The sequence below is a fragment of the Bifidobacterium bohemicum DSM 22767 genome, assembly GCF_000741525.1.
GTDB lineage: Bacteria > Actinomycetota > Actinomycetes > Actinomycetales > Bifidobacteriaceae > Bifidobacterium > Bifidobacterium bohemicum.
Genome location: NZ_JGYP01000001.1, coordinates 1 through 25,440, shown reverse-complemented (window position 1 = coordinate 25,440; position 25,440 = coordinate 1). Strand labels below are relative to the sequence as shown.

The following is a 25,440-nucleotide window of genomic DNA, read 5'->3' as shown; positions in this document are numbered from 1 at the left end:
GCCGTCAAGACTACAAGCCTGCGTGCCCATTGAGCGACAGGCCTAGAAACGTTGCGATGTCGCACATCTCACACACAATGGGAATGGATCGGAAACAGCTCGTCAAATAACATCTAGGGAGCACATCATGGAAAACACTTATCGCAAGCAGCGGGCATTCGCTCCAAAAGGATTTTTCGAGTGTGAAGGACGTGGTCTTCAGTGGCTGGGTCAGGCCGAAGAGCAAGGCGGACCGCGCGTAGTCAAGGTATTTGACTGGGGCGACGGTTGGCTTGACATTGAACGCGTCAGTTCAAGCAGTCCGACCGCAAAGGCGGCTCACGATTTCGGGGCGGCTCTCGCTCGCATGCATGACACGGGAGCGCAATATTTCGGAACCGCTCCCGAAGGATACACCGGAACATGCTATTTCGGTCCGCTCCAAGATCCTGTACCAATGGACAGCGGCACATGGACCGATCCCATTTCCTATCTGGCAGAGGGCCGTCTGCGCCCAATGGTGCAGATGGGCATCAACAGGGGCGAACTGACGCAAAGCGACATGGCCCTGACCAACGAGGTTATTGATGCTTTGCCGGAACTCCTGGGTGAGGCGGCACATGATAAACCGGCACGGGTTCACGGCGACCTTTGGAGTGGCAATGTGATGTGGACCGCGGATCAAGGCCAGACTCAGGCAGTCCTGATCGACCCGGCGGCGCATGGCGGACACCGCGAGGAGGACCTTGCCATGCTGCACCTGTTTGGCATGCAGTATCTTGACGAGATCATGGACGGGTATCAGTCCGTGCACCCGCTCAAGCGGGGCTTCGACGGCCGCATCACTCTTTGGCAGCTCTACCCCATTGCAGGTCACTGCGTGTTCTTCGGTGGCGGATATGTCAGCGAATATCGCGCCATGTGTCGCTCGTTGCTGGGCTGAACCTCAAGTTGAAGCGCTGACTACACGCATATCGACAGTAGCATTCAGCAATGGTTGGCGGTTCCGCTAGCATCGAAACGGAACCGCCAACCATTGCTGTAATTCAGATGGATGCCTTATCAGACCACGAACACTAATCGATTACGCCCTATCAGCGGAAACGCAGGAGACAAGGCAACCATCAACCAGTAATCTCAGCTCAGGGCATCCTTGAGTTTGCTGAAGAAACTCTTGCGTACAACGGATGGTTTCGCGCTCTGATTAATCGCATGTTCCTTCGAATCGTGGCGCTTAGCGAACTGACTGATCAGTTCACGCTCCTTATCATCAAGCTTGGTCGGGATTACCACGCTCACGTGCACGATGAGGCTGCCTCGTTCCTCCTGTTTGAGTTTCGTGACACCAAGGCCTTTGAGGGTGACGGTCTGATCCGGCTGACAACCTGCGGGCACGACAAGCTTCTGCTTGCCGTCAAAAGTGTCAATATCCAGTTCATGACCCAGCACAGCCCAACTCATGGGAATCTGGATCCAGCAGTGCAGGTCGTCGCCGTCACGGGTGAACTGGCTGTTGGCCTCGATGCGCACATCGACGTACAGATCCCCGGCAGAACCGCCACCCTCGCCAACATCACCCTGATGCACCAATCGCAGTCGAGTGTTGTCTTTGATGCCGGCGGGAATGGTGACCCCGACGTCACGTTTGGTACGTACACGCCCATGCCCGTCGCACACAGCACAGGGATGCTCGATGATCGTGCCGTGTCCATCGCAACGTTCGCACGTATCGGTCGTCATCATCTGGCCAAGCATGGTGCGTACGACCTTCTGTCGCACTCCCTTACCGTTGCAGTCCGGACAAGTGACCGGCTGCTCTCCATTTTCGGAGCCCACGCCGCCGCACTTCTGGCATAGCCCGAAGGTGTCGATTGACACATGGGCTATTCCTCCGAAGACCGCCGTCTTCAAATCTATCGAAGCCACAGAAAGCGAGTCTCGGCCTGGCTGCGTCCGTGACTCCGGCTCTTGGAAACCGCCGCCGAAGGCATTGCCGAAGAACTGGCTGAAGATATCCCCCATATCCGAGCTGAAACCGCCCGCGCCCGAATACCCTGAATTCGGGTCGTTGGGATCTATTCCAGAATCATACATACGACGCTTGTTAGGGTCGGAAAGCACCTCATACGCGCTGTTGACCTCTTTGAACTTGTCTTCGAATTCTGGGCCGGCGATATCTGGGTGGTATTTGCGGCTCATCCTGCGATAGGCTTTTTTGATCTCGTCGTCGCTGGCCTGTCGTCCAACTCCCAGCACTTCGTAATAGTCTGCCACTGAAATGTCCTTGATTCGTTTTGGTTCTGCGGATTATTCTGTCATGGACCCCGGTCAGCTCCAACCTGTGTCATCCTGCGCAATCAACTCGGTCAGGTAACGTGCCACGGCACGTACCGCCGACATCGTGGCCGCATAGTCCATATGGGTGGGGCCTATGGAACCGACGAATGCGACAGGAGCGTCCTGCCGGTAATTGTCATTGTCCGGCCGATCGGCGTCAGCCGAACGATCTGCAGAAATCTGATCGACCATGCTATGACCATAACCGCTTGAAACGACAGCGGAACTCATCAGACCAGGCGTTTTGGTCTCAGAACCAATGGCAACCCCGACTTCACCGTTCTGCTGGCTTAAATTGTTCATAAGTCGCATGATGACGGCCTGCTCCTCCAACGCATCAAATAGAGGAGCAAGGTCTTCAGTGGGCTGTTGATGCGCCAGTTGTGAAGTCCCGGCTATATACAGCTGCCCCGAACGTTCATCGTTGGCCATCGCCTCCACTGTGCGGGCAAGTTTAATCGCAAAATTGCTCATCTCACGTAAATCCTGAACGGCAGCCAACCGACGGATACATCCAGCGGCTGCGGAAAGCGAACTATTGATGCATACCCGGTTGATTTCATCCGATAAATCCATAATCCGGTCCGATGGCAAAGTCACGTCCAACGACAATGTGTGTTGGGCCACGGAACCCGCATCCGTGATGATCACCGCGAGCATGGTCGTTGTTGAAAGCGGGACGATTTCAATACGACGTACGCGAGATTTGGCCAGTGAAGGCCCTGATACAATGGCGACTTGACCGGTAATATGCGACAAGAGCCGAACAGAACGCTCCAACGCGTCCTGAAGACTGACCGAGTCAGAAAGAAAGTTGGCTATTGCTCGGCGTTGAGCCGCAGACAGCCGCACCACGGAAGCCAATTCGTCGACAAAATAACGGTATCCACGTTCCGTAGGAATGCGCCCGGCGGACGTATGAGGCTGGATGAGGTATCCTTCATCCTCCAAGGCGGCCATGTCGTTTCTGATGGTTGCGGAACTGACCCCGAGACCGTATTCCCTTGCCAAAGTCGAGGAACCGACAGGTTCCTGGGTGCGAATGTAGTCCTCAATGACGGCACGGAGCACCAGCATGCGTCTTGACTGTTTCATACCGTCCCCTTCCGTACTTGTGTCTGGTCCGGAACACATCCAGACCGACTTCGTTCACGCTATCAGTATTAGCACTCTTGAAGCAAGAGTGCTAATCAATTCCTCTTTAGAAGAAAGTCGTATGAAGAATGACATATTGTGAACGCTAACACGACAAGAGTTCACAAAACGTGTCAAAAAGTTCCCTTTTCGTCGGCTGCAAAAGATAGCATGAAGACGCAATATGCGGGTGCCGGCGCTAAGGCATAAGGCCCGGGCACGGCTCCCGAATAATGGGAAGGATATAGACCTATGACCGATTTCACATGGTCGGACCTGGACGAGCGCGCAGTCAAGATGGCCAAAGTGCTTTCCGCGGATGCAGTGGAGAAGGCTGGCAGCGGCCATCCCGGCTCCCCCATCTCGCTGGCGCCCATCGCCTACACTCTCTATCAGCATTACATCAAGCACGACCCGAACGACCCCAATTGGGATGGCAGGGACCGGTTCATTCTCTCCGGCGGTCATGCCTCGCTGACCCAATATGTTCAACTCTACTTCTCAGGCTATGGCCTGACCCTCGACGATCTGAAGTACTTCCGTGGTGGCGCCGACACCCGTACGCCTGGGCACCCTGAGTACCGCTTGACCCCAGGCATCGAAATGACCACCGGCCCGCTCGGACAGGGCTTGGCCTCCGCCGTCGGTTTCGCCTATGGCCAGCGCTTCGAGCGCGGCCTACTCGATCCCGAAGCTCCCGCCGGCACCTCTCCCTTCGATCACAAGGTGTGGGTCATCTGCGGGGAAGGCGATGTCGAAGAGGGCGTTTCGTCCGAGGCGAGCTCGCTCGCAGGCAACCAAGGACTGGGCAACCTGACCGTCATTTTCGATGCCAACCACATCCAAATCGAAGGCGACACCAAGCTGACCTTCTCAGAGGATATCCTTAAGCGTTACGAAGCCTACGGCTGGTACACCGATGAAGTCAGCTTCATTCAGCCCGACGGATCCTACAAGGAGGACACTGCGGCCCTGGCAGCGGCTCTCGATAGGGCCGAAGCGGTCACCGACCGTCCGAAGTTCATCAAGGTGGACACCCTGATGGCCTGGCCGACCCCGAACAAGACCAACGATGAATCCGCGCACGGCTCCAAGCTTGGCACGGAGGCCGTCGCCGGCCTCAAGAAGGTCCTCGGCTACGATCCCGACGTCGATTTCCCTGTTGACGAAGAGGCCCTGGCACATGCCCGTAAGGTTGCCGACCGTGGCCTCGAGGCTCACAAGCAGTGGGATGAGAAGCTCGCCGCGTGGCGTCAGGCCAACCCCGACAAGTCCAGGCTTTACGATCGCATCAAGGCCGGCGAGCTGCCTGAGGGCTTCGACAAGGCCATCGACGATCTTGAAGCCGGCTGGGCAGCCGGCGACAAGGCCGCGACACGTAAGGCCTCCGGTCAGGTACTCAACGCCATGGCCAAGGTCATGCCGGAACTGTGGGGCGGCTCCGCCGACCTTGGTGGCTCCAACAAGACCGACCTCGACGGCGCAAAGTCCTTCGGCCCTCGGGCGGATGCCACCCGCACCTGGCCTGAAACCAGCGAATACGGCCGCCAGTTGCACTTCGGCGTGCGCGAATTCGCCATGGGCGCCATCACCAACGGCATCCTGCTGGGCAGCCACACGCGTCCGTTCGGCGGCACCTTCTTCCAGTTCTCCGACTATGAGCGCCCCGCAGTGCGCCTTGCGGCACTGATGCAGATTCCGAACCTGTACGTGTGGAGCCACGATTCCGTGGCTCTGGGCGAAGACGGCCCGACCCACCAGCCGATCGAACATCTTGCAGTGTTCCGTGCCATGCCGGACGTGGAAGTCGTACGTCCTGCCGACGAGTTCGAGACCGCCGAGGCTTACCGTGCCTTCTTCGAAAAGAAGAACACGCTGCCCACCGCCATGATCCTCACCCGTCAGGGCGTCCCGGCACTGGCCGAGACCGCCGAGAAGGCACGGGAGGGGGTTCGCAAGGGCGCCTATGTGCTGATCGACACCGAGGGCGAGCCCGACGTCATCATCATGGCCTCCGGTTCCGAAGTGCAGTGGGCCGTCGAGGGCGCCAAGACCCTCGCCGCCAAAGGCATCAAGGCTCGTGTCGTTTCCATGGTGTCCATGGAATGGTTCGAGGAGCAGGACGACGAATACAAGGAAGCCGTGCTTCCCGCCTCCGTCCGTGCCCGCGTCTCGATCGAGGCCGGTATCGCGATGCCCTGGTACAAGTACCTTGGCGAGGCGGGCAAGCCGATTTCCATCGAGCAGTTCGGTCTGCAGGGTGACGGCGCCCAGAACATGATCGATCTCGGCATCACCGCCGAGCATGTGGTCGAAGCCGCTGAAGCTTCCATAGAGGAAGCACGTCGCTGAGGCCTGCCCCTTTTACATAACTGAATAATGCCGGTGCTGCGTACCTTCTCACTCGGTATGCAGCACCGGCAGGCAATGATTTTTCAGCCTCAATTCGCTGAAGAAATAAGGAGAAAAAACATGACAGAAGCAACGCAGCGCACCAGTGATTCCGGTGTTTCGATTTGGCTTGACGATTTGAGCCGTACCCGCATTGAGTCAGGTTCCTTGCAGGATTTGATCGCCAACAAGAACGTCGTCGGCGTCACCACCAACCCCTCCATCTTCCAGAAGGCCCTTTCGCAGGTCGGCCCTTACGACGCACAGCTCAAAGAGCTAGGTCGCATCAACGTCGAGGACGCCGTACGCGAGCTGACGACCACCGACGTGCGCAACGCCACCGATATCTTCCGTGAGGTCGCCGAGAAGAGCGACTATGTCGACGGTCGCGTCTCCATCGAGGTCGATCCCCGTCTGGCTCACGACACCGCCAACACCGAGAAGCAGGCCGAGGAGCTGTGGGCCAAGGTCAATCGTCCCAACGCCATGATCAAGATTCCGGCAACCCTCGAAGGCCTGCCGGCCATCACCGCAACCCTCGCCAAAGGCATCAGCGTGAACGTCACCCTGATCTTCTCGCTGGAACGTTATGAGCAGGTCATCGACGCCTTCATCGAAGGCATGGTTCAGGCCGACAAGAACGGTCACGACCTCAAGCACATGGGTTCCGTGGCCTCCTTCTTCGTCTCCCGTGTGGATACCGCCGTTGACAAGCTGCTCGAAGAGAACGGCTCCGAAGAGGCCAAGGCTCTTGAGGGTAAGGCCGCCGTCGCCAACGCGCGTCTGGCCTACCAGCTGTTCGAGAAGAAGTTCGCTTCCGATCCTCGCTGGGCCGATCTTGAGGCCAAGGGCGCCAAGAAGCAGCGTCCGCTGTGGGCCTCCACTGGCACCAAGAACCCGGCCTACTCCGACTGCAAGTATGTCGACGAGCTCGTGGCTCCGAGCATCGTGAACACCATGCCTGAAAAGACCCTCGACGCCCTTGCCGATCACGGTGACGGCCGTCCGAGCATCGAAGGCACCTACGAGGAAAGCCAGGCGGTGATGGACAAGCTTGCTCAACTGGGCATCAACATCAAGGATGTAACCGACAAGCTCGAGGCGGATGGTGTGGCCTCGTTCATCAAGTCCTGGGATTCGGTGCTGTCCGACACCCAAGCTGGAATCGACCGCGTGAACGGCTGATTTTGACTGTTCCCCTTCAGGGCTTATCGCGTAGGGGTGCGATATGTGTTGCTATGGATATAAAGCTTTTATGCTTCGCTTTACGTCAGAACAATACATATCGTGCCTCTAAGCTTATTTTTATTGAGTTGCAGTGAAGCAATCCAAAACGGGGCACGTAGTCAGTTTACGAACACATGTAATGCTTTTGCGCCAAACACTTTCCTTGGTATGCCAAATGATTGCAATCATGCAACCATAAGTTCCTTCATATTCTTCATGAGCCGTGCAACCAAGTTTGTTATCATGATGAAATTGCTCCACCGCGCAGTCGTAATTGGTGCTACCATAATGAAATAATCATACATTACTCTACTGTTCACAATACCGCTAAGTGAATCCAGGTTTTGAAAACAGCGTATGAATCCGTTATCTCCATGATGGCCACCACGCTTGTGATGAGGCTGTATTTACCAGTCATTGTGGTAACCGAAAATAGGCCAACCACCACGTCACATTTCACCTAACCCGTCACCACCATCGACAGGATGTCCTTTAACCGAACACGCAGCGCCCACCCCCACCACTTCATGGCCAACGAAATGCTCACGCCACGACGGATGGGATGACAGGAGGGCAGTGGCGCAACTATCACACGCAACTCCGACAAGACCCAGTCGGACGTACTTTACAGCACCCCCCCCCCATGCCCGCCACCCTTAACAGGCAAGGAGATGTGCACACGGTCCCACATCCCCGCCAAGCCACAATGAAACACCACCACACAGGCAGAACGCAGTCGTGGACCGGGACAAGAAAACCGAGCCAACTCGGATTCCAAACCACGAATGAATGGCTTTGATATCTGTCCACGACCAATCAAACATCATCGAACCTCACAAGCACACGCCGCTTAAGAGGACATGAATTCATCTGATTCGGAACCCTGCCTAGGCGATTGTCTAACAGATGACATTATCACACTCATCTTATTCTTGAAAATGAACCCGGAGGATCCATCAATTTCATCAGAGTTTCTCATTCGTCAGAGCCTTTCAGCAGATCTCACTTGGTTCGGCTGCTGGTGTTCTTGCCCGATGTGGCAGATTTTTCTGTGTTTCTTTGTTTTTGGATTTGACGATCAACCGGTTCTGAACTCTCGCCTGTCATACATGTAGCATCCGTTGAGTCAGCCTTGCCGAAGAACCTCATGATTGACTTGGCCACTTCATCTACGGGTAGACCATTAAGCGCCTGAAGACCGATTTCCGAAACCATGTCGATAAAATCAGGAGAGAACAGCATACCGTCAACACTCTGTTTGATTCCATCCTCATCGTTCGGCGACTCATGACCTTGATAAATCCGGTCGAATTCGTAAATCGAGCGCTCTCCAATCAGCATGACGATTGCGGCTGCGACAACACCGTCCACTACATACTGTGCATTCTTAAATTTCTTGATTGCAATATGCGTAGCAACGGTATCCAGGAAACTCGTAATCGTAGTCTTTGTCATGGAGGCAAGGATGTTGCCTTTCATCCATTCGATACAATCCTGGTTCATTTCATAAATTTTCCCGATTTGCTTTATTTCAGCTATTTCAGCGGATATCAGAATCTCATGAGCTGATACCTGAGCCCTTTTTGCGGCTCCGGCACCAATCCCGAAAGCCGCTGCCGCTGCGCTTAGGGCAACAGCTTGCGCTTCCCATTGTTTTCTATGATGCCGCAAACGATGAATCGTCGTCTCAGCCGCTTGAATTCCTTCTGGCATAAGTCTGTTAGTCACATCGAGCAGTTTGTCAATTCCCTCTGGAGGCGCAAACGCATCGTCGTTGAGAGTGAATGTTTGAGCGACCACCGGAATGATCTCCCGTAGTCGAACAACGCCTTTTTTCCTGAAGGCTTCACGAATGATTCTGATGTTCTGTTCTCTGTCAGGCACCGAATATGATTTGGTGACCACCGCGATAACGGGGACTTGATTCCAATGACCGATCGCATGGACCATGGCTTTGACTGTCTGATCAAAAATCTTCGAGTTGGTCCCGTCAAAGCAAAGCCATATGGCGTTAATCTGACGATCCTGGTCGTTACCGGCAAAGCTCGCCTTGGTCCATCGATCCACGGCTCTGATGGCTGTCCGCCTTTTAAACCAAGTGGGCTCGAATCCTATGGTATCTATCAGACGAAAAGGAATATTGTCGTTCTCATATGGTTCTATTCTGGCAGTGGTCCCCTTGTTTCCAAAACCAGTTTCAGCGATATTCTCACCGAAGACGGCATTGATGAGAGTCGACTTACCCACACCGGAATTACCGAGAATAAGTACGTTTCCCTTTTGATTCTTTATTGATTCGGCCTCCGAATTGCGCATGCTTCTCTGCTTCGAATTGTGGTTTTCAAATTCATCATAACCCATGATTTCGCCTTTCCTTTATGTTTGACTTCTAAGGGATTTGTTCCCCCACCACGACCTTTGTTTTTTGCGCGAGAGCAAACATAAGACCAAAGCCGCTCCAACGGGGCCGTTCAGACCGAAATGGTATCGTCCCAATGCCTCATGACCATGATGTCTAAGACTGAAGGCTGCAATGCTTGCGAATGGCCCGGTTACCCGTTCAATTTTGACCTACTCGACTGACCAGACGATGTATATCAAACGCATGTTGAGGCAGTCGGTTGCACCATATACCCATCTCTCCCGTCCTCCCCTCCATAACCAATCGTCAGCAACAAACGTCTTGACTAAGACCACGCATATTTAGAGCGGCTCAACACAGCCCATCGAGAGCGAACGCCCCCGGCATGGCCACCGAAAACCATCTAACAGCAACCCGCCAAAGCCTCTTCATCATCCATGCCGGACCAATTCAACCGAGCAATGATAGGCAAGTAGGAAACAGCACCTACGCATCAAAACGTCCAGCAACACATGCGAGCCATGTCAATCTGCCTCACAAAAAACAGGAACCTGACCTGCCTCGCGTCCTTTGCGACATCCGTCACCGATGAGCGTTATCGACCACCGGTTCTCCGGCCGCATAACGACGCACATTAGCCAATGCGATGTCAATGACCCGCGAATCGGTTACGGACAAGTGGCTGCCTCCGGCCACATGCGGAGTGATCAGGCAACGTGGCTCATCCCAAAGTGGACTGTCTTCAGGAAGCGGTTCAGGTTCGGTCACATCCAAGCCCGCTGCGCGAACGGCACCGGAGTCCAAGGACTCGGCCAGCGCATCAAGATCAATGGCATCACCTCGACCGCCATTGATGATGATGGTTTCGGGTTTGAGCGATTCCAAACGTGGTGAGTCCAAAATGTGGCGGGTCTGCGGCGTGGAAGGCAGGGAAAGGGCCACCACGTCGGCGTCGGGCAGTAGTTCGTCAAGATCGTCAAAACCGTACATTCGATCGATGCCTTCGGCTGGTTTGCCGGCATCACGGCGCACGCCGATGGTCTTCATGCCCACCGCTTTCACCAGAGTCGCATAATGCGACCCGATGTCTCCGGTTCCAAGAATCAACGCCGTGGCCCCTTCGGGGCTAGTTACTTCACCGGCGTCCCTCCATTGGTGCGCAGCATCGGCTCGGGCGTATTGCGCAAGGTTCTTCATCAATGCCAGGGTCATCGCGAACATATGTTCGCCGACGGATTGACCATACGCGCCGGTGGCACTGGTGACCTTCACCGTTTCCGGCAGTACACCGGGCTTCAGGTATTTATCAACACCTGCACTCCATGTCTGCAACCATTCAAGACGGGGCAGTTCCGAAGCGATCTCCGGATCGAAATTGCCGATCACCGCCGTTGCCCTGCTACGCAGGGCAACCGGAATCTGAGCCTGAACCTTCATGTCGCCGTAATGATCGAAATCTCCCGCAAAGGCTATTGCAACGTCGCCCGCCGCATCAAGGAACCGCTGACGATCCTCCTGCCCCACCGGTATACAGTTGACGATAAGCCTGTCGTCATTCCCACTTGCGTTCATAATCTGTCCTTCCCGCTCAACAAGCATGACTCATCGTCTGCTGTCCTTTTCACAAAGACGGTACACGACCAAGTCGCTCATCCTACTGATTTCAATCTGTCGATTCGCAATGCAGCCACCGATCAGCGTACACCTTACCAATTGCATCTGAATCGGCCGATTTAGGGCTCCGACTTTGAATTTCCACGCAGAATCTCCCGTATCCTTTCAAGTCTTGGACCCACCTCACGCTCGTAACCGCGGTCATTGGGATGGTAGTATTCACGGCCTTGAAGTTCGTCCGGCATGTATTGCTGCGCGGCGACGGCGCCGGGCGCGTCGTGGGGGTAAACGTAGCCATCGTGGTTGCCCCACTGTTTCATAAGTTTGGTCGGAGCGTTGCGCAAGTGAAGCGGCACTTCACCCACATGCCCCGCGTCTACGTCCGCCAAGGCCTCGTTGATTGCCAGGTAGCTGGCGTTCGACTTGGGCGCGGTGGCCACGGCTATCACCGCTTCGGACAGGATGATTCGCGCCTCTGGCATCCCGACCATCGCCACGGCCTGCGCAGCCGCAACCGTGACCTGAAGAATCTGAGGAGCGGCCATGCCCACCTCTTCGGCAGAGGCGATCATGATACGCCGGGCGATGAAGCGCGGATCTTCGCCGGCCCTGAGCATCACGGCCAGATAGTGCAATGCCGCATCAGGATCCGATCCACGCATGGACTTGATGAACGCCGAGGCCACGTCGTAATGGTCGTCTCCACCGTCATCGTAGCGCACCGTGGCCGAGTCCATCACCTTCCCGACGATTTCAGCGGTGATGACGGGCTTGCGCGCACCTTTTTTGCGTTCCTTGTCTCCCGTTACGGCGCCTGCCGCCGCTTCAAGAATCGTCAGGGACTTACGCGCGTCACCTCCGGCCATACGAACGATCTGGTCGATGGCGCCCTCATCCGCCTTCACCTCGCCCTTAAGCCCCTCATCGCTGGCGAGCGCCCGTTCGATAAGCGTCTTGAGGTTCTCAGGTTCCAACGATTCGAGTTTGACGACCACGGACCGGCTGAGCAACGGCTTGATGACCGAAAAGCTGGGATTCTCCGTGGTCGCGCCGATGAAGGTCACGTCACGATTCTCCACGCTGGGCAGCAACGCGTCCTGCTGCGACTTCGAGAAACGGTGCACCTCGTCAATGAACAGCACCGTCTCACGCCCGCTGGTCACCAAACGCTCGTGCGCCCGCTCAAGCACGGCCCGCACGTCTTTGACTCCGGAGGTGACCGCCGAAAGTTCCTCGAACACGCGCCCGGACTGCTGCGCCACGATATAGGCCAGCGTCGTCTTACCCACTCCTGGAGGGCCGAACAGAATGATCGAACTCGGAGCCGTCAACGAACCTTTGGAGGCCGGATTCGCCAGCCTTCGCAACGGCGACCCCTGACCCATCACCTGCGCCTGCCCCAGCACATCCTCAAGCCTGGTAGGGCGCATCCGCACGGCCAACGGACGGGTGACATCCTCGGGCGCGTCCGCCGCGCTGAACAAATCCTCAGTCATAACTTCATTCTACTCGACACCGATGAAGTGTCGAACATCTGTTCGCCTATCGAGTTTCGGCAGATCAAAGAACGAAGAAAGCCACAAAGCAAACACACTGCCGAAACCACGGACGCATAGCAACGGAACATTACTCCCGGCGCAAAGAACAATTCTTTGTATCACTATGTGGTACGCATAATTGACAGTAAGCCAGAACCTCACTTAGCATATCCAACATGTGTTACAATGTAGAGCACATGACATCTATCGATTTTTTATGAGGGGCATTAGCATGGAAAAATCAGCAAAAACATTGACCGCTGTGGGGGGGGGGCGACAATACTAACTTCCACCCTTGCATCGTGCTTTGGAGCGTTACCAGCCCAAGCTGCATCTCTTGACAATACACGGGTCAGCGGATCCGCCTCCTACTCATGGACATATTCCACAGCAAGCGTATACGCACGACGCCCACGGTACGTGGGTTCGGCCTGCGTAAAGCAGGACGGGCGCTATTTACATGCCAACACCAACAAAAACAATCAGTCGATCAGCGTCGAAGCGTGGGGCTCAGCCCGAAATCACAACGACGACGCGAAAGTCTGGGGCTGAGACAACGGCGGCCAGCAAATCGTCACTTAGAAGGCCGTTCCGGCTGCTCGCTGTTTTTGTGTGTAGCGTTTCTGGCCCTTGCGGGCTGCGCGTCGCCGACCAAAACCGAAGGTTGGCCAAATCAGATACCAGCCGTCACAGTACACGTCACAAACCGACGAGAAATTTGCCGCCTCACCACCCGACTTCATCAACGACATACTGAAGAACGACAATGTCTCCGACTCACAACGCGCGATACTCCAACGAGCACTACAACACGGCGGCAAGGTGTCCATCTCGTACTGCGAATCCGCATGGTCCGACTACAAAACCTGCATGACCAGCAGAGGCTACAAGGAAATCAAACTCATCAAATTCCCCAACGGACTCTAAATGGAAGCGGCAGCAAAAGCAGGATCAACCGAACAAAAATCCCAGTATAACGACGAAAGACATTTGCGTTCCACTTCAGGACTGGTGCCGGTGACCTGGCTGTTGCTCGCCGTGCTGCTGGCCTCATGCCTTTTCGTTGCCGCGTGTGCACTGTGGCTGCCGGACCGTGCGCCGGCGCCGACTCGAGTACGCGGGCGCGCTTCACTCCGGTCAGAGTAGAGGCGCGCTGCTGCTCGGTGTAGCCGTCGAAACGTTCATTCCGTGCCGGCCACCGCCATCCGCCCACCGATAGCCCTTGCGGCCGCTACTCTTCTCGCCGCATTATTCACGGCGACGTTCATCAAGGAGTCACATCTCTTCCGCTATTTCGAGACACGATGACGTCACATCCCCCCCCCATACCGGTTCCCGACACTCACATCATTTGAGCGTCAAAGAACCAGTAAGCAGACACAGCAGAGTCAGCGGAATCGACTGGACGGACGCAATCAGCGCAAAAATACTCAGTCGCCAACCCGATAGTCAACGAAAACGACTTCCCCACCTTCCTGCGTGGCATCGAGGTCAACGGTTCCGGTGATGGCCCAATCGTGGTCGCCATCGGAGTCGTCGATGATCTGACGCACCTTCCAGGTGTGTTCCTTGGCCTCGTTGCGGTCGTCAAGGATGAACAAATCCCCGCTTCGGGCCTGCTGGTCGATGCCGACGTATTCATGTACGTCATAGTAGTCGTCAAGCGCATCCTCCCACTGATGAACGCCGTAACCCCAATCCTTGTCGAGCGCACCCAACGACACTGCGTCATCACGATCCATCAGCTGGATGCGGCGGAACATGGCGTTGCGAATGAGCACGATCAGACCACGACGATCCTCGACGGCCTTCGGAGCCCCGCTCGGGGCGGCCAGATTCTCGGCGCCCGAGTCCGGCGATTCCGATTGCTCCCACTCGTCCACCAGGCTTGAATCGACCGAACGCACCACCACGCGCAGCCATGAGATGATGTCCTCCAGCTGGTCATCGCGCTTCTCGACCGGCACGGTTCGCGCAAGCGTACGGTAGGCGTCGGAAAGGTAACGCAGCAAGGTGCCTTCGGAGCGGGCGATGTTGTATCGGGCTATATACCCGTTGAAATCGCTGGCGGTCTCGACCATGTCGCGCACCACCGATTTCGGGCTGAGCTCATAATCGGCGGCCCAGGGCACATCGTGACGATACTGTTCAAACGCCGCATCGAGCATCCGTTCAAGAGGCTTCGACCAAGTGACCTCCTGCAGCTTCTCCATGCGCTCGTCGTAATCCAGTCCGTCCGCCTTCATCTGGGCCATGGCCTCGTCGCGCACCTGACGCTGTTGCGCCTTAAGCACCTGCTTGGGGTCGTCGAGCGTGGCTTCGGCCATGGAGATGACATCGAGCGCATAGGTGTCGGATTCAGGGTCAAGCAGTTCAAGTGCGGCCAGCAGGAAGGGCGAAAGCGGTTGGTCTAGTGCAAAATTATCCGGCACATCGACCGCCAAGTGATAGTCCTTCCCGCCACGTCCGTCCTCGTCGGAATCGATGAAGCCGGAGTCGAACATGGTGTCGAAAATCTCCTCGGCCCGTTGATGCAGGTATTCCTTCTGGTCGGGACTCTGCGAGGAATCATCGATCAACCGATCCAAACGTGCACGTGCATCTCCTCCTTGAGCCACCTCATTGAGAACCATCGCATGCGTGACCTTCATATGCGGGGTCAGCGTCTCGGGAGCCGCCTCGATGAGCTTGTCGAACGTGCCCTCGTTCCATGAGACAAAACCTTCCTGCGGCTTCTTACGCTTGATTTTCTTGAGCTTCTTCGGGTCGTCACCGGCCTTGGCAAGGGCCTTGGCGTTCTCTATCTCAAACTCCGGGGCCTCGGCCACCACCAGTCCTTCGGTGTCGAAGCCCATACGTCCGGCGCGACCTGCGATCTGATGGAACTCCCTGGACCGCAAACGACGCATCTTATTGCCGTCGAATTTGGTCAACTGCGTCAGCACCACCGAGTGAATCGGCACATTGATGCCGACGCCGAGCGTGTCCGTTCCGCAGATAACCGGCAACAGACCCTGCTGTGCCAACTGCTCGACAAGTCTGCGATACCTGGGCAGCATACCGGCGTGATGAATGCCGACGCCCGTGCGCAGCAGGCGTTGGAGTATCTTGCCGAAGCCTGTGGTGAAACTCGTGCCCTTCATGGCATCGGCAATCGCCTGACGCTGCTGTTTGCTGGATACCCCGGTATTGGCCAGTGCCTGCGCCGTCTCAAGCGCCGCATCCTGCGAAAAATGGACAACATAAATCGGAGTGTCACTGTTATTGAACAGATTCTCGACAGTTGCCGCGAGTGGCCTGTCGGTATACCGATATGACAGCGGCACCGGACGTGGGGCGTCGTCGATGACATCAACGTCGATACCGGTCATGTCTTCAAGCTTGTCAGCAATGGCATTGACATCACCCAACGTGGCGCTCATCAACAAAAACTGCGTCTGCGGTAGGGTCAGAAGCGGCACCTGCCAAGCCCATCCGCGATCCGGGTCACCATAGTAATGGAACTCGTCCATCGCCACGCAGCCGATGTCGGCGGTTTCGCCTTCTCTCAACGCCTGGTTTGCGAGAATTTCGGCGGTGCAGCAGATAATCGGCGCGTCGGAGTTGATGGACGTATCGCCGGTTATCATCCCGACGTTGTCGTGACCGAAAGCCTCGACCAAATCGAAGAACTTCTCGGAGACGAGAGCTTTGATCGGTGCCGTATAGTACGAACGCCTACCAGTGCACAAAGCCGCGAAGTGCATGCCAAGTGCCACCAACGACTTGCCTGAACCGGTGGGCGTACTCAGAATCACATGGTCGCCCACCAGCAGATCCATGACCGCTTCCTCCTGATGCGGCCATGGATCTACGCCTTTGACGTCGCGCACCCAGTCGAAGAACCGTTGGTAAATTTGGTCGGCATCTATGTTGCGCGCACTCTCGCCATCCCGGCTTGGCGCCAATTCTCCCAGAGTCTGTGTCATGGCCTCTAGCCTACCGGCGGGTGGTTACTGTTTATCCTTGTCTCCTTTGTCGTCCTTCTTCGTCTTCGAGGACTTCGGATGAGGCAATTCCGGAAACTCCGGTAGTTCGATATGGTGCTGATCGGGAAGGATATCAGGATGATTCGGATCGTAACCCTGCATGTACCTGTCCTTACGCCAACCTCGTGCCGTCGCATTGGAACCACGATGGCGCACATGGTAACGGCGCGGTGCACCACCATAGTGGTCCTCCCCCAGTTCCTTGGCCACCGCGATCTGATTGACATTGGACGCATCCATAATGGCGATGGGAGCCATGGGTTCGGCCTCGGCCGGCGCGGCAGTACGAGTCTGCATGCGGCTCGGGAGCCACTCGGCAAGCTCGGAAAGCATCCAGCAGACAATGAAGTAGATCACTCCTGCAACCACAAGCGTCTGCAGAATATTGAAGTACATCGAACCAAGCCGGCGGGACTCCTGCAGCAGGTCGGTATACATGATGATCGACCCCAAAGCCGTGTCCTTCAGCACCACCACCAATTGGGTAACGGCAGCGGGCAGCATCGCGTAAAGCGCCTGGGGAACCTCAATCTTCATCAAGGACTGCGTACGGGTCAATCCCAACGCAAGCGAAGCCTCACGCTGCCCGCCGGGCAGATTGCCCACGCCTGAACGCACAAGTTCGGCTACAACGGAACCGTTATACAGGATCAACGCCAGAACCACCGCCCAGTACGAGGCGCCTTTGACCCCCGCGAAGGCGAAGAAACGCCAGAAGAAGATCATGAACATCAGCACGGGGACCGCTCGGCAGAACTCGACAATGACGCTGGACACGCCCTTGAGAATATTACTGGGCAGCAGACGTCCGATGCCGAAGAGCAGACCGAAGATCATCGATCCGACGACAGCCACGGCGGCGGCTTTGATCGTCATCCACAGACCAGGCAGATAGAAATCGGTCCAGGCTTCAAAGTCCAAGGCGGGCAGCCACAACTGCCAGTCCAATTGGTTCTCCCCATCCGGCGGATTGTGCAGACGCATCAATATAAGCACCGCGAGGGCGACGACGACGATTCCACCGATCCAATTGGCGATTCTGATGTTGCGTTTGCCTCTTGGACCGGGCTCATCGAAGAGTACAGAGGTTTCAGTTTGATTGTTGTCCATGCGTCACCTCCGCACCGCAAGTTTGTTGGACAAAGCCGTAGTCAGCAGTCCAATCGGAATGATGAGAATGATATAGCCCAAAGCGAAGATCAGGAAGATGCCCACAATCGAATTCGCATGGAATTCGATCATCGTGCTCATCAGGCTTGATGTCTCCGTGGCGACTGAAGCGGCGGCCGCGACGGTCGAATTCTTGAGCAACGCGATAAGCGTGTTGCCCAAAGGTGCCACCGAACCACGGAACGCCTGCGGAAGGATGACCTCCGTTGCCGACTGGAAGAACCCCAGTCCAAGCGCACGGGCGGCCTCGGCCTGCCCCAACGGCACCGTGTTCATGCCAGATCGCAACGATTCACAGACGAACGCCGCGGTGTAAAGCGACAGGCCGGTGACGGCCAGCCAAAAGAAATTGACGACGAACTTGTCGGAGAATGTGAGTTTGAGCTGAGCATATGCACCAAGCACCATGAACACCATAATGATCGTCAACGGCATGTTCTTGAAGAATTCGACATATGCACCTGCCAAACCTCGCAGCGAGGAAATCGGCGAAATGCGCATCATCAGCAGGAGAACACCGAGAATGAGGGAGAAAAGCGCCGACCACAAGGTCAGTTGGATGTTCACCCAAAACGCTCCGATAATGTTATACTGCGTAAACAGTTGCAGAAATTCGCTCATGCCTTCTCTCCCGTCTTGCCCAAATCGGCCTTGGGCGGGTTGTATTTCATATTGGGTTTATAAGTGACTCCACGGGTATTGTCATTGATGGCACGCTGCCAAGAGCCATCCTTCTCCATATCTATGATAGCTGCGTCAACTCGCCGGGCCAGGGCCGTATTGCCCTTTTTGATGCCGACGCCATAGTATTCCTGAGTGAACGGTTTGCCGATGAGTCTGAGTCTGCCTCGCGCATTGGCCGCAAGACCCGCGAGAATGATGTCATCAGTGGTCACCGCATCAACGATTCCTGAAAACAGTGCCGTCGCGCATTCGGCGTAACCGGGCTGTTCCATGAGCTGCACTTCGGAGGCAAAACGTTCTTTGACCACTTGCGCGGAGGTTGAGCCGGTCACCGAGCACAGCCGTTTGCCATTCAGATCGTTGACGCTGTTGATGTCGTGGTCATCTTTGCGTACCATAAGATCCTGACCCGCGACAAAATACGGGCCGGCGAACGAAACGGCTTTCTGACGTTCTTCGGTAATCGAATACGAAGCGAAAATCATATCAACATCGCCATTTTGCAACATGGCCTCTCGTTGCTTGCTAGGAGCCTCCTTGAACACGATCTGATCGTCCGAGTAACCCAGCTTTCGAGCCACATACCGTGCCACATCGACGTCGAAACCGACGTAGGTGCCGGCCTTCTTGAACCCCAGGCCCGGCTGATCGAATTTGATGCCAATACGCACTTTGCCGGCTTCGTCATCCGTGCCGCAGGCCGCAAGTGTGACGACACACGCCGCCGCGCAAACGGCGGCCGCAAGGCGTTTGAGTGCTTTCATGCATTGATTGAATCTAGTCATATATCAAGTCCTTTGCCATCAAACCCAACATCAGTGGGTGAGAATCTTCGAAAGAAAGTCCTTGGCGCGATCGGTCTGCGGATGATCGAAGAACTGCTCGGGCGTGCCCTTTTCGAGAATGCGACCATCGGCCATGAACACCACATGATCGGCCGCCTTGCGGGCGAAGCCCATCTCGTGGGTCACGCAAATCATGGTCATGCCTTCGGAAGCAAGCTTCATCATCACATCAAGCACCTCGTTGACCATTTCGGGGTCGAGCGCGCTGGTGGGCTCATCGAACAGCATGATCTTCGGCTGCATCGCCAAAGCCCTCGCGATGGCCACGCGCTGCTGCTGGCCTCCGGAAAGCTGCGACGGCATCTTGGCCGCCTGGGATTCCACGCCGACACGGGCCAGAAGATCCATACCCAAGTCGTCGGCATCCTTCTTGGACATATGCCGCACCTTGACCGGAGCGAGCGTCACGTTTTCAAGGATCGTCTTGTTTGCGAACAGGTTGAACTGCTGGAAGACCATGCCGACCTCGGCCCGCAAGTTGGCAAGTTCCTTGCCCTCTTGCGGCAGTGGCTGGCCGTCGATACGAATGGTGCCCGAGTCTATGGTCTCCAGACGGTTGATGGTCCGACACATCGTCGACTTGCCGGATCCGGAAGGCCCGACCACGACCAGCACCTCACCCTTGTTGACCTTCAGATTGATGTCCTTCAGAACATGCAACTTGCCGAAGTGCTTTTCGACGTGGGACAGTTCGACGAGCGGCCGGTCGTTTTCCGTTGGGACCGCCGATGTCTTTCCGGCGCTTGCTTGGCCTGTATCCATGTGTTCGAGTAGTGACATGACCGTATACTCCTTTTCACCGCTTATATATGGGAAATATCGCCCGTGAACGCGCCTGCCTTCGCGGATTCCCATTCAACGTCCTCACGAGACCGCAGTAAAGCAAGCATCGCCACTTTTCTGGCCTGGGGAAAAGTATACCGACCTTATGTTACGGTCAAGCTTCTCGCGAAATTGGCATCATTATCAAGTTCCGGCCCTTATATGGGTTTTCGCCATGCTAATCATCGCCGCAGTTAATATATCGGTAATCGCATCGTAACGCACCAACCTGGTTTTGCTCACAACGGGTCGCAAAAACACGCAAAAGGCGGCCGGTGCCTATGAAGAGCACCATGCCGCCTTCCAACCCTCACGCATCCATCTCGAAATCACTTGAAAACAGGTGAGCGAAGAAAGATGCGTTTAAGGTACATCATTCCTCATCAGGGTCGTAGTCCACACCGGTCTCCGCCCGCTGTTCGTCGGAAATCGGGGCCGGGGCTCCGGTAAGCGGGTCACGACCGCCACCGGCCTTCGGGAAGGCGATGACGTCGCGGATGGAATCCTCGCCGGCCAGAATCGAAACAGTACGATCCCAACCAAGCGCGATGCCCGCGTGAGGCGGCGCACCATACTTGAATGCCTCAAGCAGGAAGCCGAACTTCTCATTGGCCTCATCGGGGCCGATGCCGAGCACGTCAAGCACCCGCTCCTGAATGTCGTTGCGATGGATACGAACCGAACCGCCGCCCATCTCCTCACCGTTGCACACGATGTCATATGAGTCGCTCATCGCGTGCTCCGGATCCTTGTCGAACTTGTCGATCCAATCGGCGCTCGGCATCGTGAACGGATGGTGCATGCTGGTCCACTTGGAGTGACCCACGGCCACATCGTCGTCGTCCGGATCGTCGGTGCGCTTGAACAACGGGAAATCGACCACCCAGGTAAAGGCGAACTTCTTAGGGTCGAGAAGTCCCGCACGGCGCGCGATCTCGACACGTGCGGCACCCAGCAGCAACTGGGAGGGCTCACGGGCTCCCGCGGCGAAGAACACCGCGTCGCCGTCTTTCGCACCGACGGCCTGTTTGAGTCCGGCACGCTCTTCGTCCGAAAGGTTCTTGGCAACGGGTCCCTTGAGCTCACCATCGCCGGAGAATTGCACATACGCCAAGCCCTTGGCTCCCCGCTGGCGCGCCCATTCCTGCCAACCGTCGAACTGACGGCGAGGGGTGTCCGCCCCATCGGGGAAGACCACGGCACCGACGTACGGCGCCTGGAACACGCGGAACGGAGTGTTCTTGAAGTAATCGGTCAGTTCTACGATCGGATTGCCGAAACGCAGATCAGGCTTATCGGAGCCATACTTATCCATGGCGTCCTGCCAAGTGATGCGATCAATCGGTAGCTTGATGTCGTAACCCTGGGTCTTCCAAATGGCGGCGATGACCTTTTCGGCCATGGCCATCACGTCTTCCTGACCGACATAGCTCATCTCGATGTCGAGCTGGGTGAACTCGGGCTGACGATCGGCGCGGAAGTCCTCGTCTCGATAGCAACGAGCCAACTGATAGTATCGCTCAACGCCACCGACCATAAGCAGCTGCTTCAACAGCTGCGGCGACTGCGGCAACGCGTACCAGGAACCGGGCACCAGACGCGCCGGCACCACGAAATCACGCGCGCCTTCCGGTGTGGACTTGATGAAGGTCGGAGTCTCGACCTCGGTAAAGTCCATTTCCTCCAAGGCGTGGCGAGCGGCACGCGTCATGTCGCTGCGGAGCTTGAGATTGCGCTGCATGGCGGGGCGGCGCAGATCGAGATAACGGTACTTCAACCGTACGTCCTCGCCCGGCAGCTTGTTCTCCGCCTCATTCTCAAGGGCGGTTGACACTTGGAACGGCAGCGCGTCGGACTTGGCCAATACCGTCAGGCTTTCGACCACAACTTCGACCTTACCAGTGACAAGATGCTCGTTTTCGTTGCCTTCGGGGCGTTCACGCACCTCACCGACCACCTGCACGACGAACTCGCTTCGAAGCGGACGTGCCACTTCCTCGTCATAGATGACGATTTGCACAAGACCGGTCGCATCACGCAAATCAATGAAAGCGACACCGCCGTGGTCGCGTCGGCGGTCAACCCAACCCGCAAGGGTGACCCTCTGACCGACCAGCTTTTCGGTGACCTCGGTGGCATGGTGTGTTCTGTAAGCCGTCTGGCTCATACTTCCTCTATTCCTTAATACTCGTTGATGCTCGCGTTTGCGCAATATCGAGTCGTCAAGACCTATATCAATGTTTCAAACTGACGGTCTGCCGGGCATACACACTATCCGGCAGCCATGACGTGACATCAGCTGCGCACTGCTGCCCGGTGACTATGTTCTTGACCTGATCGGTGCCCGAACCCCCATCTTCGCCGGCAGCGTCCGCCGGGAACCAAACGTAGGGGATGCCGAGTCTGTCGGCGTATTTGATCTGCTTTCCTAGTTTTGCAGCATAAGGCGCCACATCGGCGGCCACACCACGCTCGCGTAGTTGCGCCGCGATCCGGTTGGATGCCAAGCGGTCATCCTCATTCCATACCGCAACCATGACACAGGCCGGAGAGACGCGGGAGGCGGCGGCACCAGCGGAGTGCAACATATAGGAAACCAGACGCGACAAACCGATCGACAGGCCGACCCCCGGGTATTTACGGTTACCTTGTGAGGCAAGGTTGTCGTACCGTCCTCCCGAACATATCGAACCGAGCGAGGCCGCACCGTCAAGGAACGTTTCATACACGGAGCCGGTGTAATAGTCCAGTCCCCTGGCGATCTTCAGATCCGCGATAACCGAACCAGGACGAATGGCGGCCGCCTCGTCGATAATCATCGCCAGCGTATCCAAGCCCTTTTGGGCCATAGAGTGATACTGTTCTCGGTCTGCCGCCGTACAGTATTTGCTCCACAACTGATCAAAGCGCGCTTGAAGTTCGGCACCATTGCTCGCCGTCAGTTGCGCCAGCTCAAGACACGCCTGAGCCTGCCTCTGATCGGCATGGCAGTTCTCGACCAAGAGTCTGGCAACCTCATCGGCACCGATCTTGTCAAGTTTGTCAATCTCGCGCAACACCCCCTCGATGTCTCCCAAACCGACACCTCGGTAGAATCCCTCTGAAAGCTTGCGGTTGTTGGCGTGAACCGTAGCCTTGGGCAGACCGAACGCACGCAGCTCCTCCAACGCGCTGACCATCACCAACGGCAGCTCGACCTCGTAGTGCTCGGGCAGATCCCCATTGCCCACCACGTCTATATCCGCCTGGACAAACTCACGAAAACGGCCTTCTTGAGGACGCTCCCCCCGCCAGACCTTCTGAATCTGCCAGCGCTTGAAGGGAAAGGCCAGCTGACCTGAATTCTCGACCACATAACGACTCAGCGGAACAGTCAGATCGAAATGCAGCCCCAGTCGCTGTTCTATCGGCGTGTCGGACTCATGACCAACCTCCTGAAGGCGTGACAGCAAATAAATCTCCTTGCTTGTCTCACCTTTTTTCAGAAGGCTCGAACCTTCTTCGACAGCCCTTGTTTCAATGCCAATGAAACCGTTGAGCTCAAAAACCTTACGCAGGGTGTCAATAACCCGCTGTTCCACTACCCTTTCGCTTGGTAGCCACTCCGGAAATCCTGATATAGATGCGCCTTTAGCCATAATTCCCTATAATAGGGAGTGTTGTGGAAAACGGTACGTCATTAACCGCTTTCCTACACACCTGCTGTCACACAAGACCCAAGGAGCTGGCCATGGCCGACGAACAAGTCACTCAATCCGAACACATCACCGAACCCGACGATCAGGAGACCGTTGCACCCACGCAACCACAGACCGCCAGCTCCGAGTCGGATCAGATCAGGAATGCAACACAACACGCTGATGCACAGGCGGCACCAGCTCAGGAAACCGCACAAAAAACATCGATGACGGCGACGCGAACCGAAGACTCGAAGACAAATGTTCCCTCACCCCTGGCCTTTGCCAAGAAGCCGACGCGACATCCCGTCGCCGCCCCGGCACCGGCGATATACTCCGATGAGGACGTCAAAACCGCCGAAGCGTTCGGTCGCGTGGACGACAAGGGCAACGTGTTCGTCAAGGAAGGCGAAAGCGAACGTGAGATCGGCCAATTCCCCGGCGTCACCAACGATGAGGCATTGACACTCTACGCAAAGCGCTACCTGGACCTTAAGGCCAGACTCGACTTGTTCGCTACACGTCTGAAAGCCTCGAACATCAAAGCTCGCGAAATCGACGAATCGATCAAATCACTCGGACAGGAGACGGACAGTCCCGCGGTCGTGGGCGATATCCCGGCGCTCAAGGCACAGTACGAGGAGCTCAAGCAGGCTGGCGAGGCCAAGAAGATCGAACTGGCCGAGGCTCGTAAGAGAGCCGTCGCAAAAGCCATCGAGGAACGCACAGCCATCGTCGAGAAGGCCGAAGCGCTCACCGCCTCGCTTGGCGAGTCAACCAACTGGCGTTCGACCGCGGACAAGTTCCGTTCCCTGTTCGATGAATGGCAGGAGCATCAGCGCACCTCCGTACGTATCGACAAGGCCGACGCAGACGCCCTGTGGAAGCGGTTCTCCTCGGCACGAACCGAATTCAACCAGCGCCGACGCAAGTGGGCGCAGCAGCGTGATGCGGCTCGCACCGAGGTTATCAACGCCAAAGAGGCGATCATCAAGGAAGCCGAGTCCATTAAGGATTCCACTGACTGGGGTGCCACCTCGCACCAGTTCAATGAGCTGATGGACCGTTGGAAGTCCGTCGGTCGCGCCGGACGGAAAGAGGACGACGAATTATGGGCTCGCTTCCGCGCGGCTTGCGATGTCTTCTTCCAGGCGCGTCAAGCCGACCGTGAGCAGATGAGCTCCAGCGAAAAGGAGAACCTTGCCAAGAAGGAGGAACTGCTTAAGAAGGCGGAGGCCTTGGTACCTGTAGCCGACGAGGCAGCCGCCAAAAAGGCTCGCCAGACCTTGGCCAGCATTCAGGAGCAATGGGATCAGATCGGCTACGTTCCCCGCGAGGACATGCGCCGCATCGAGGGCCGTCTCGATGCCGTCGACCGCCAGATCAAGGCCGTTGAAGACGCCGCATGGAAGAAAAGAGACCCCGAAGCCGACGCCCGTGTTTCCAGCTTCGCGACTCAACTCAAAGCTCAGCTCGATGAGCTCGACGCCAAAATCGCCGCCGAGTCCGACCCGGCCAAGAAGTCCAAGCTCGAGGCCGAAAAAGCCACCAAGGAGCAGTGGCTGAACGCGGTGAAGTAAGCGTTCTGAAGCTTCCTTCTCCTCAATAAAGGCCGGTCCGCACCGAATTAAC

16 protein-coding genes are annotated in these 25,440 nt (G+C 56.4%); 4 read left to right on the top strand and 12 right to left on the bottom strand.

What is annotated here, in order from left to right; all coding sequences use genetic code 11:
- The first annotated feature begins 127 nt into the window (after positions 1-127).
- Entirely contained in the window at positions 128-922 is a 795-nt protein-coding gene (locus tag BBOH_RS00085; RefSeq protein ID WP_033520135.1) for a fructosamine kinase family protein, read from the top strand.
- A gap of 194 nt (positions 923-1,116) precedes the next feature.
- On the opposite strand, the gene dnaJ is transcribed toward BBOH_RS00085, so the two are convergent.
- Positions 1,117-2,253 (bottom strand): molecular chaperone DnaJ, encoded by a 1,137-nt coding sequence (dnaJ, locus tag BBOH_RS00080; RefSeq protein ID WP_033520134.1) that lies wholly within the window; start codon positions 2,251-2,253, stop codon positions 1,117-1,119.
- 54 nt (positions 2,254-2,307) lie between these two features.
- Positions 2,308-3,411: a heat-inducible transcriptional repressor HrcA gene (hrcA, locus tag BBOH_RS00075; protein WP_033520133.1), complete on the bottom strand. Its 1,104-nt coding sequence runs from the start codon at positions 3,409-3,411 to the stop codon at positions 2,308-2,310.
- A 291-nt stretch (positions 3,412-3,702) separates the two neighbouring features.
- Between hrcA and tkt the strand changes: the two genes are divergently transcribed.
- Positions 3,703-5,802 carry a transketolase gene (gene tkt / locus BBOH_RS00070; protein WP_033520132.1) on the top strand — a complete coding sequence of 700 codons (2,100 nt, stop codon included), beginning with the start codon at positions 3,703-3,705 and terminating at the stop codon, positions 5,800-5,802.
- 120 nt (positions 5,803-5,922) lie between these two features.
- Positions 5,923-7,026 (top strand): transaldolase, encoded by a 1,104-nt coding sequence (tal, locus tag BBOH_RS00065; protein WP_033520131.1) that lies wholly within the window; start codon positions 5,923-5,925, stop codon positions 7,024-7,026.
- 1,044 nt (positions 7,027-8,070) lie between these two features.
- Here tal and BBOH_RS00060 read toward each other — a convergent pair.
- From BBOH_RS00060 to hisS, 10 genes are all read right to left on the bottom strand, one after another.
- On the bottom strand, positions 8,071-9,429 hold the full coding sequence (locus BBOH_RS00060; RefSeq protein ID WP_052118078.1) for a GTPase: 1,359 nt from the start codon (positions 9,427-9,429) through the stop codon (positions 8,071-8,073).
- Between the two features lie 583 nt (positions 9,430-10,012).
- Positions 10,013-11,002, bottom strand: a complete 990-nt coding sequence (locus BBOH_RS00055) for a D-2-hydroxyacid dehydrogenase (RefSeq protein WP_033520543.1) — start codon at positions 11,000-11,002, stop codon at positions 10,013-10,015.
- Positions 11,003-11,163: 161 nt separating this feature from the next.
- Entirely contained in the window at positions 11,164-12,540 is a 1,377-nt protein-coding gene (locus BBOH_RS00050) for a replication-associated recombination protein A (RefSeq protein WP_033520130.1), read from the bottom strand.
- Between the two features lie 1,472 nt (positions 12,541-14,012).
- Entirely contained in the window at positions 14,013-16,550 is a 2,538-nt protein-coding gene (locus tag BBOH_RS00040; protein WP_033520128.1) for a DEAD/DEAH box helicase, read from the bottom strand.
- A 24-nt stretch (positions 16,551-16,574) separates the two neighbouring features.
- Positions 16,575-17,720 (bottom strand): amino acid ABC transporter permease, encoded by a 1,146-nt coding sequence (locus tag BBOH_RS00035; RefSeq protein ID WP_033520127.1) that lies wholly within the window; start codon positions 17,718-17,720, stop codon positions 16,575-16,577.
- A 3-nt stretch (positions 17,721-17,723) separates the two neighbouring features.
- Entirely contained in the window at positions 17,724-18,401 is a 678-nt protein-coding gene (locus BBOH_RS00030) for an amino acid ABC transporter permease (protein ID WP_033520126.1), read from the bottom strand.
- Entirely contained in the window at positions 18,398-19,249 is an 852-nt protein-coding gene (locus BBOH_RS00025) for a glutamate ABC transporter substrate-binding protein (RefSeq protein WP_033520125.1), read from the bottom strand. Before BBOH_RS00025 ends, BBOH_RS00030 begins: the two co-directional genes overlap by 4 nt.
- A 30-nt stretch (positions 19,250-19,279) precedes the next feature.
- Positions 19,280-20,071, bottom strand: a complete 792-nt coding sequence (locus BBOH_RS00020) for an amino acid ABC transporter ATP-binding protein (protein WP_033520124.1) — start codon at positions 20,069-20,071, stop codon at positions 19,280-19,282.
- Between the two features lie 433 nt (positions 20,072-20,504).
- The gene (aspS, locus tag BBOH_RS00015) at positions 20,505-22,298 is read right to left on the bottom strand and encodes an aspartate--tRNA ligase (protein WP_033520123.1); all 1,794 of its coding nucleotides are present in this window, start codon (positions 22,296-22,298) and stop codon (positions 20,505-20,507) included.
- Positions 22,299-22,365: 67 nt separating this feature from the next.
- The gene (hisS, locus tag BBOH_RS00010; RefSeq protein WP_033520122.1) at positions 22,366-23,769 is read right to left on the bottom strand and encodes a histidine--tRNA ligase; all 1,404 of its coding nucleotides are present in this window, start codon (positions 23,767-23,769) and stop codon (positions 22,366-22,368) included.
- Between the two features lie 92 nt (positions 23,770-23,861).
- On the opposite strand from hisS, the gene BBOH_RS00005 reads away from it, so the two are divergent.
- Positions 23,862-25,388, top strand: coding sequence for a DUF349 domain-containing protein (locus tag BBOH_RS00005; protein ID WP_033520121.1), 1,527 nt, complete (start codon positions 23,862-23,864; stop codon positions 25,386-25,388).
- The last annotated feature ends 52 nt before the right edge of the window (positions 25,389-25,440 follow it).

What these genes read in the sequence shown, in the direction of transcription:
- BBOH_RS00085 (WP_033520135.1), top strand. Translation starts at nt 128, where the DNA reads ATGGAAAACACTTATCGCAAGCAGCGGGCATTCGCTCCAAAAGGATTT.
- hrcA (WP_033520133.1), bottom strand. Translation starts at nt 3,411, where the DNA reads ATGAAACAGTCAAGACGCATGCTGGTGCTCCGTGCCGTCATTGAGGAC.
- tkt (WP_033520132.1), top strand. Translation starts at nt 3,703, where the DNA reads ATGACCGATTTCACATGGTCGGACCTGGACGAGCGCGCAGTCAAGATG.
- tal (WP_033520131.1), top strand. Translation starts at nt 5,923, where the DNA reads ATGACAGAAGCAACGCAGCGCACCAGTGATTCCGGTGTTTCGATTTGG.
- BBOH_RS00060 (WP_052118078.1), bottom strand. Translation starts at nt 9,429, where the DNA reads ATGGGTTATGATGAATTTGAAAACCACAATTCGAAGCAGAGAAGCATG.
- BBOH_RS00055 (WP_033520543.1), bottom strand. Translation starts at nt 11,002, where the DNA reads ATGAACGCAAGTGGGAATGACGACAGGCTTATCGTCAACTGTATACCG.
- BBOH_RS00050 (WP_033520130.1), bottom strand. Translation starts at nt 12,540, where the DNA reads ATGACTGAGGATTTGTTCAGCGCGGCGGACGCGCCCGAGGATGTCACC.
- BBOH_RS00040 (WP_033520128.1), bottom strand. Translation starts at nt 16,550, where the DNA reads ATGACACAGACTCTGGGAGAATTGGCGCCAAGCCGGGATGGCGAGAGT.
- BBOH_RS00035 (WP_033520127.1), bottom strand. Translation starts at nt 17,720, where the DNA reads ATGGACAACAATCAAACTGAAACCTCTGTACTCTTCGATGAGCCCGGT.
- BBOH_RS00030 (WP_033520126.1), bottom strand. Translation starts at nt 18,401, where the DNA reads ATGAGCGAATTTCTGCAACTGTTTACGCAGTATAACATTATCGGAGCG.
- BBOH_RS00025 (WP_033520125.1), bottom strand. Translation starts at nt 19,249, where the DNA reads ATGACTAGATTCAATCAATGCATGAAAGCACTCAAACGCCTTGCGGCC.
- BBOH_RS00020 (WP_033520124.1), bottom strand. Translation starts at nt 20,071, where the DNA reads ATGGATACAGGCCAAGCAAGCGCCGGAAAGACATCGGCGGTCCCAACG.
- aspS (WP_033520123.1), bottom strand. Translation starts at nt 22,298, where the DNA reads ATGAGCCAGACGGCTTACAGAACACACCATGCCACCGAGGTCACCGAA.
- hisS (WP_033520122.1), bottom strand. Translation starts at nt 23,769, where the DNA reads ATGGCTAAAGGCGCATCTATATCAGGATTTCCGGAGTGGCTACCAAGC.
- BBOH_RS00005 (WP_033520121.1), top strand. Translation starts at nt 23,862, where the DNA reads ATGGCCGACGAACAAGTCACTCAATCCGAACACATCACCGAACCCGAC.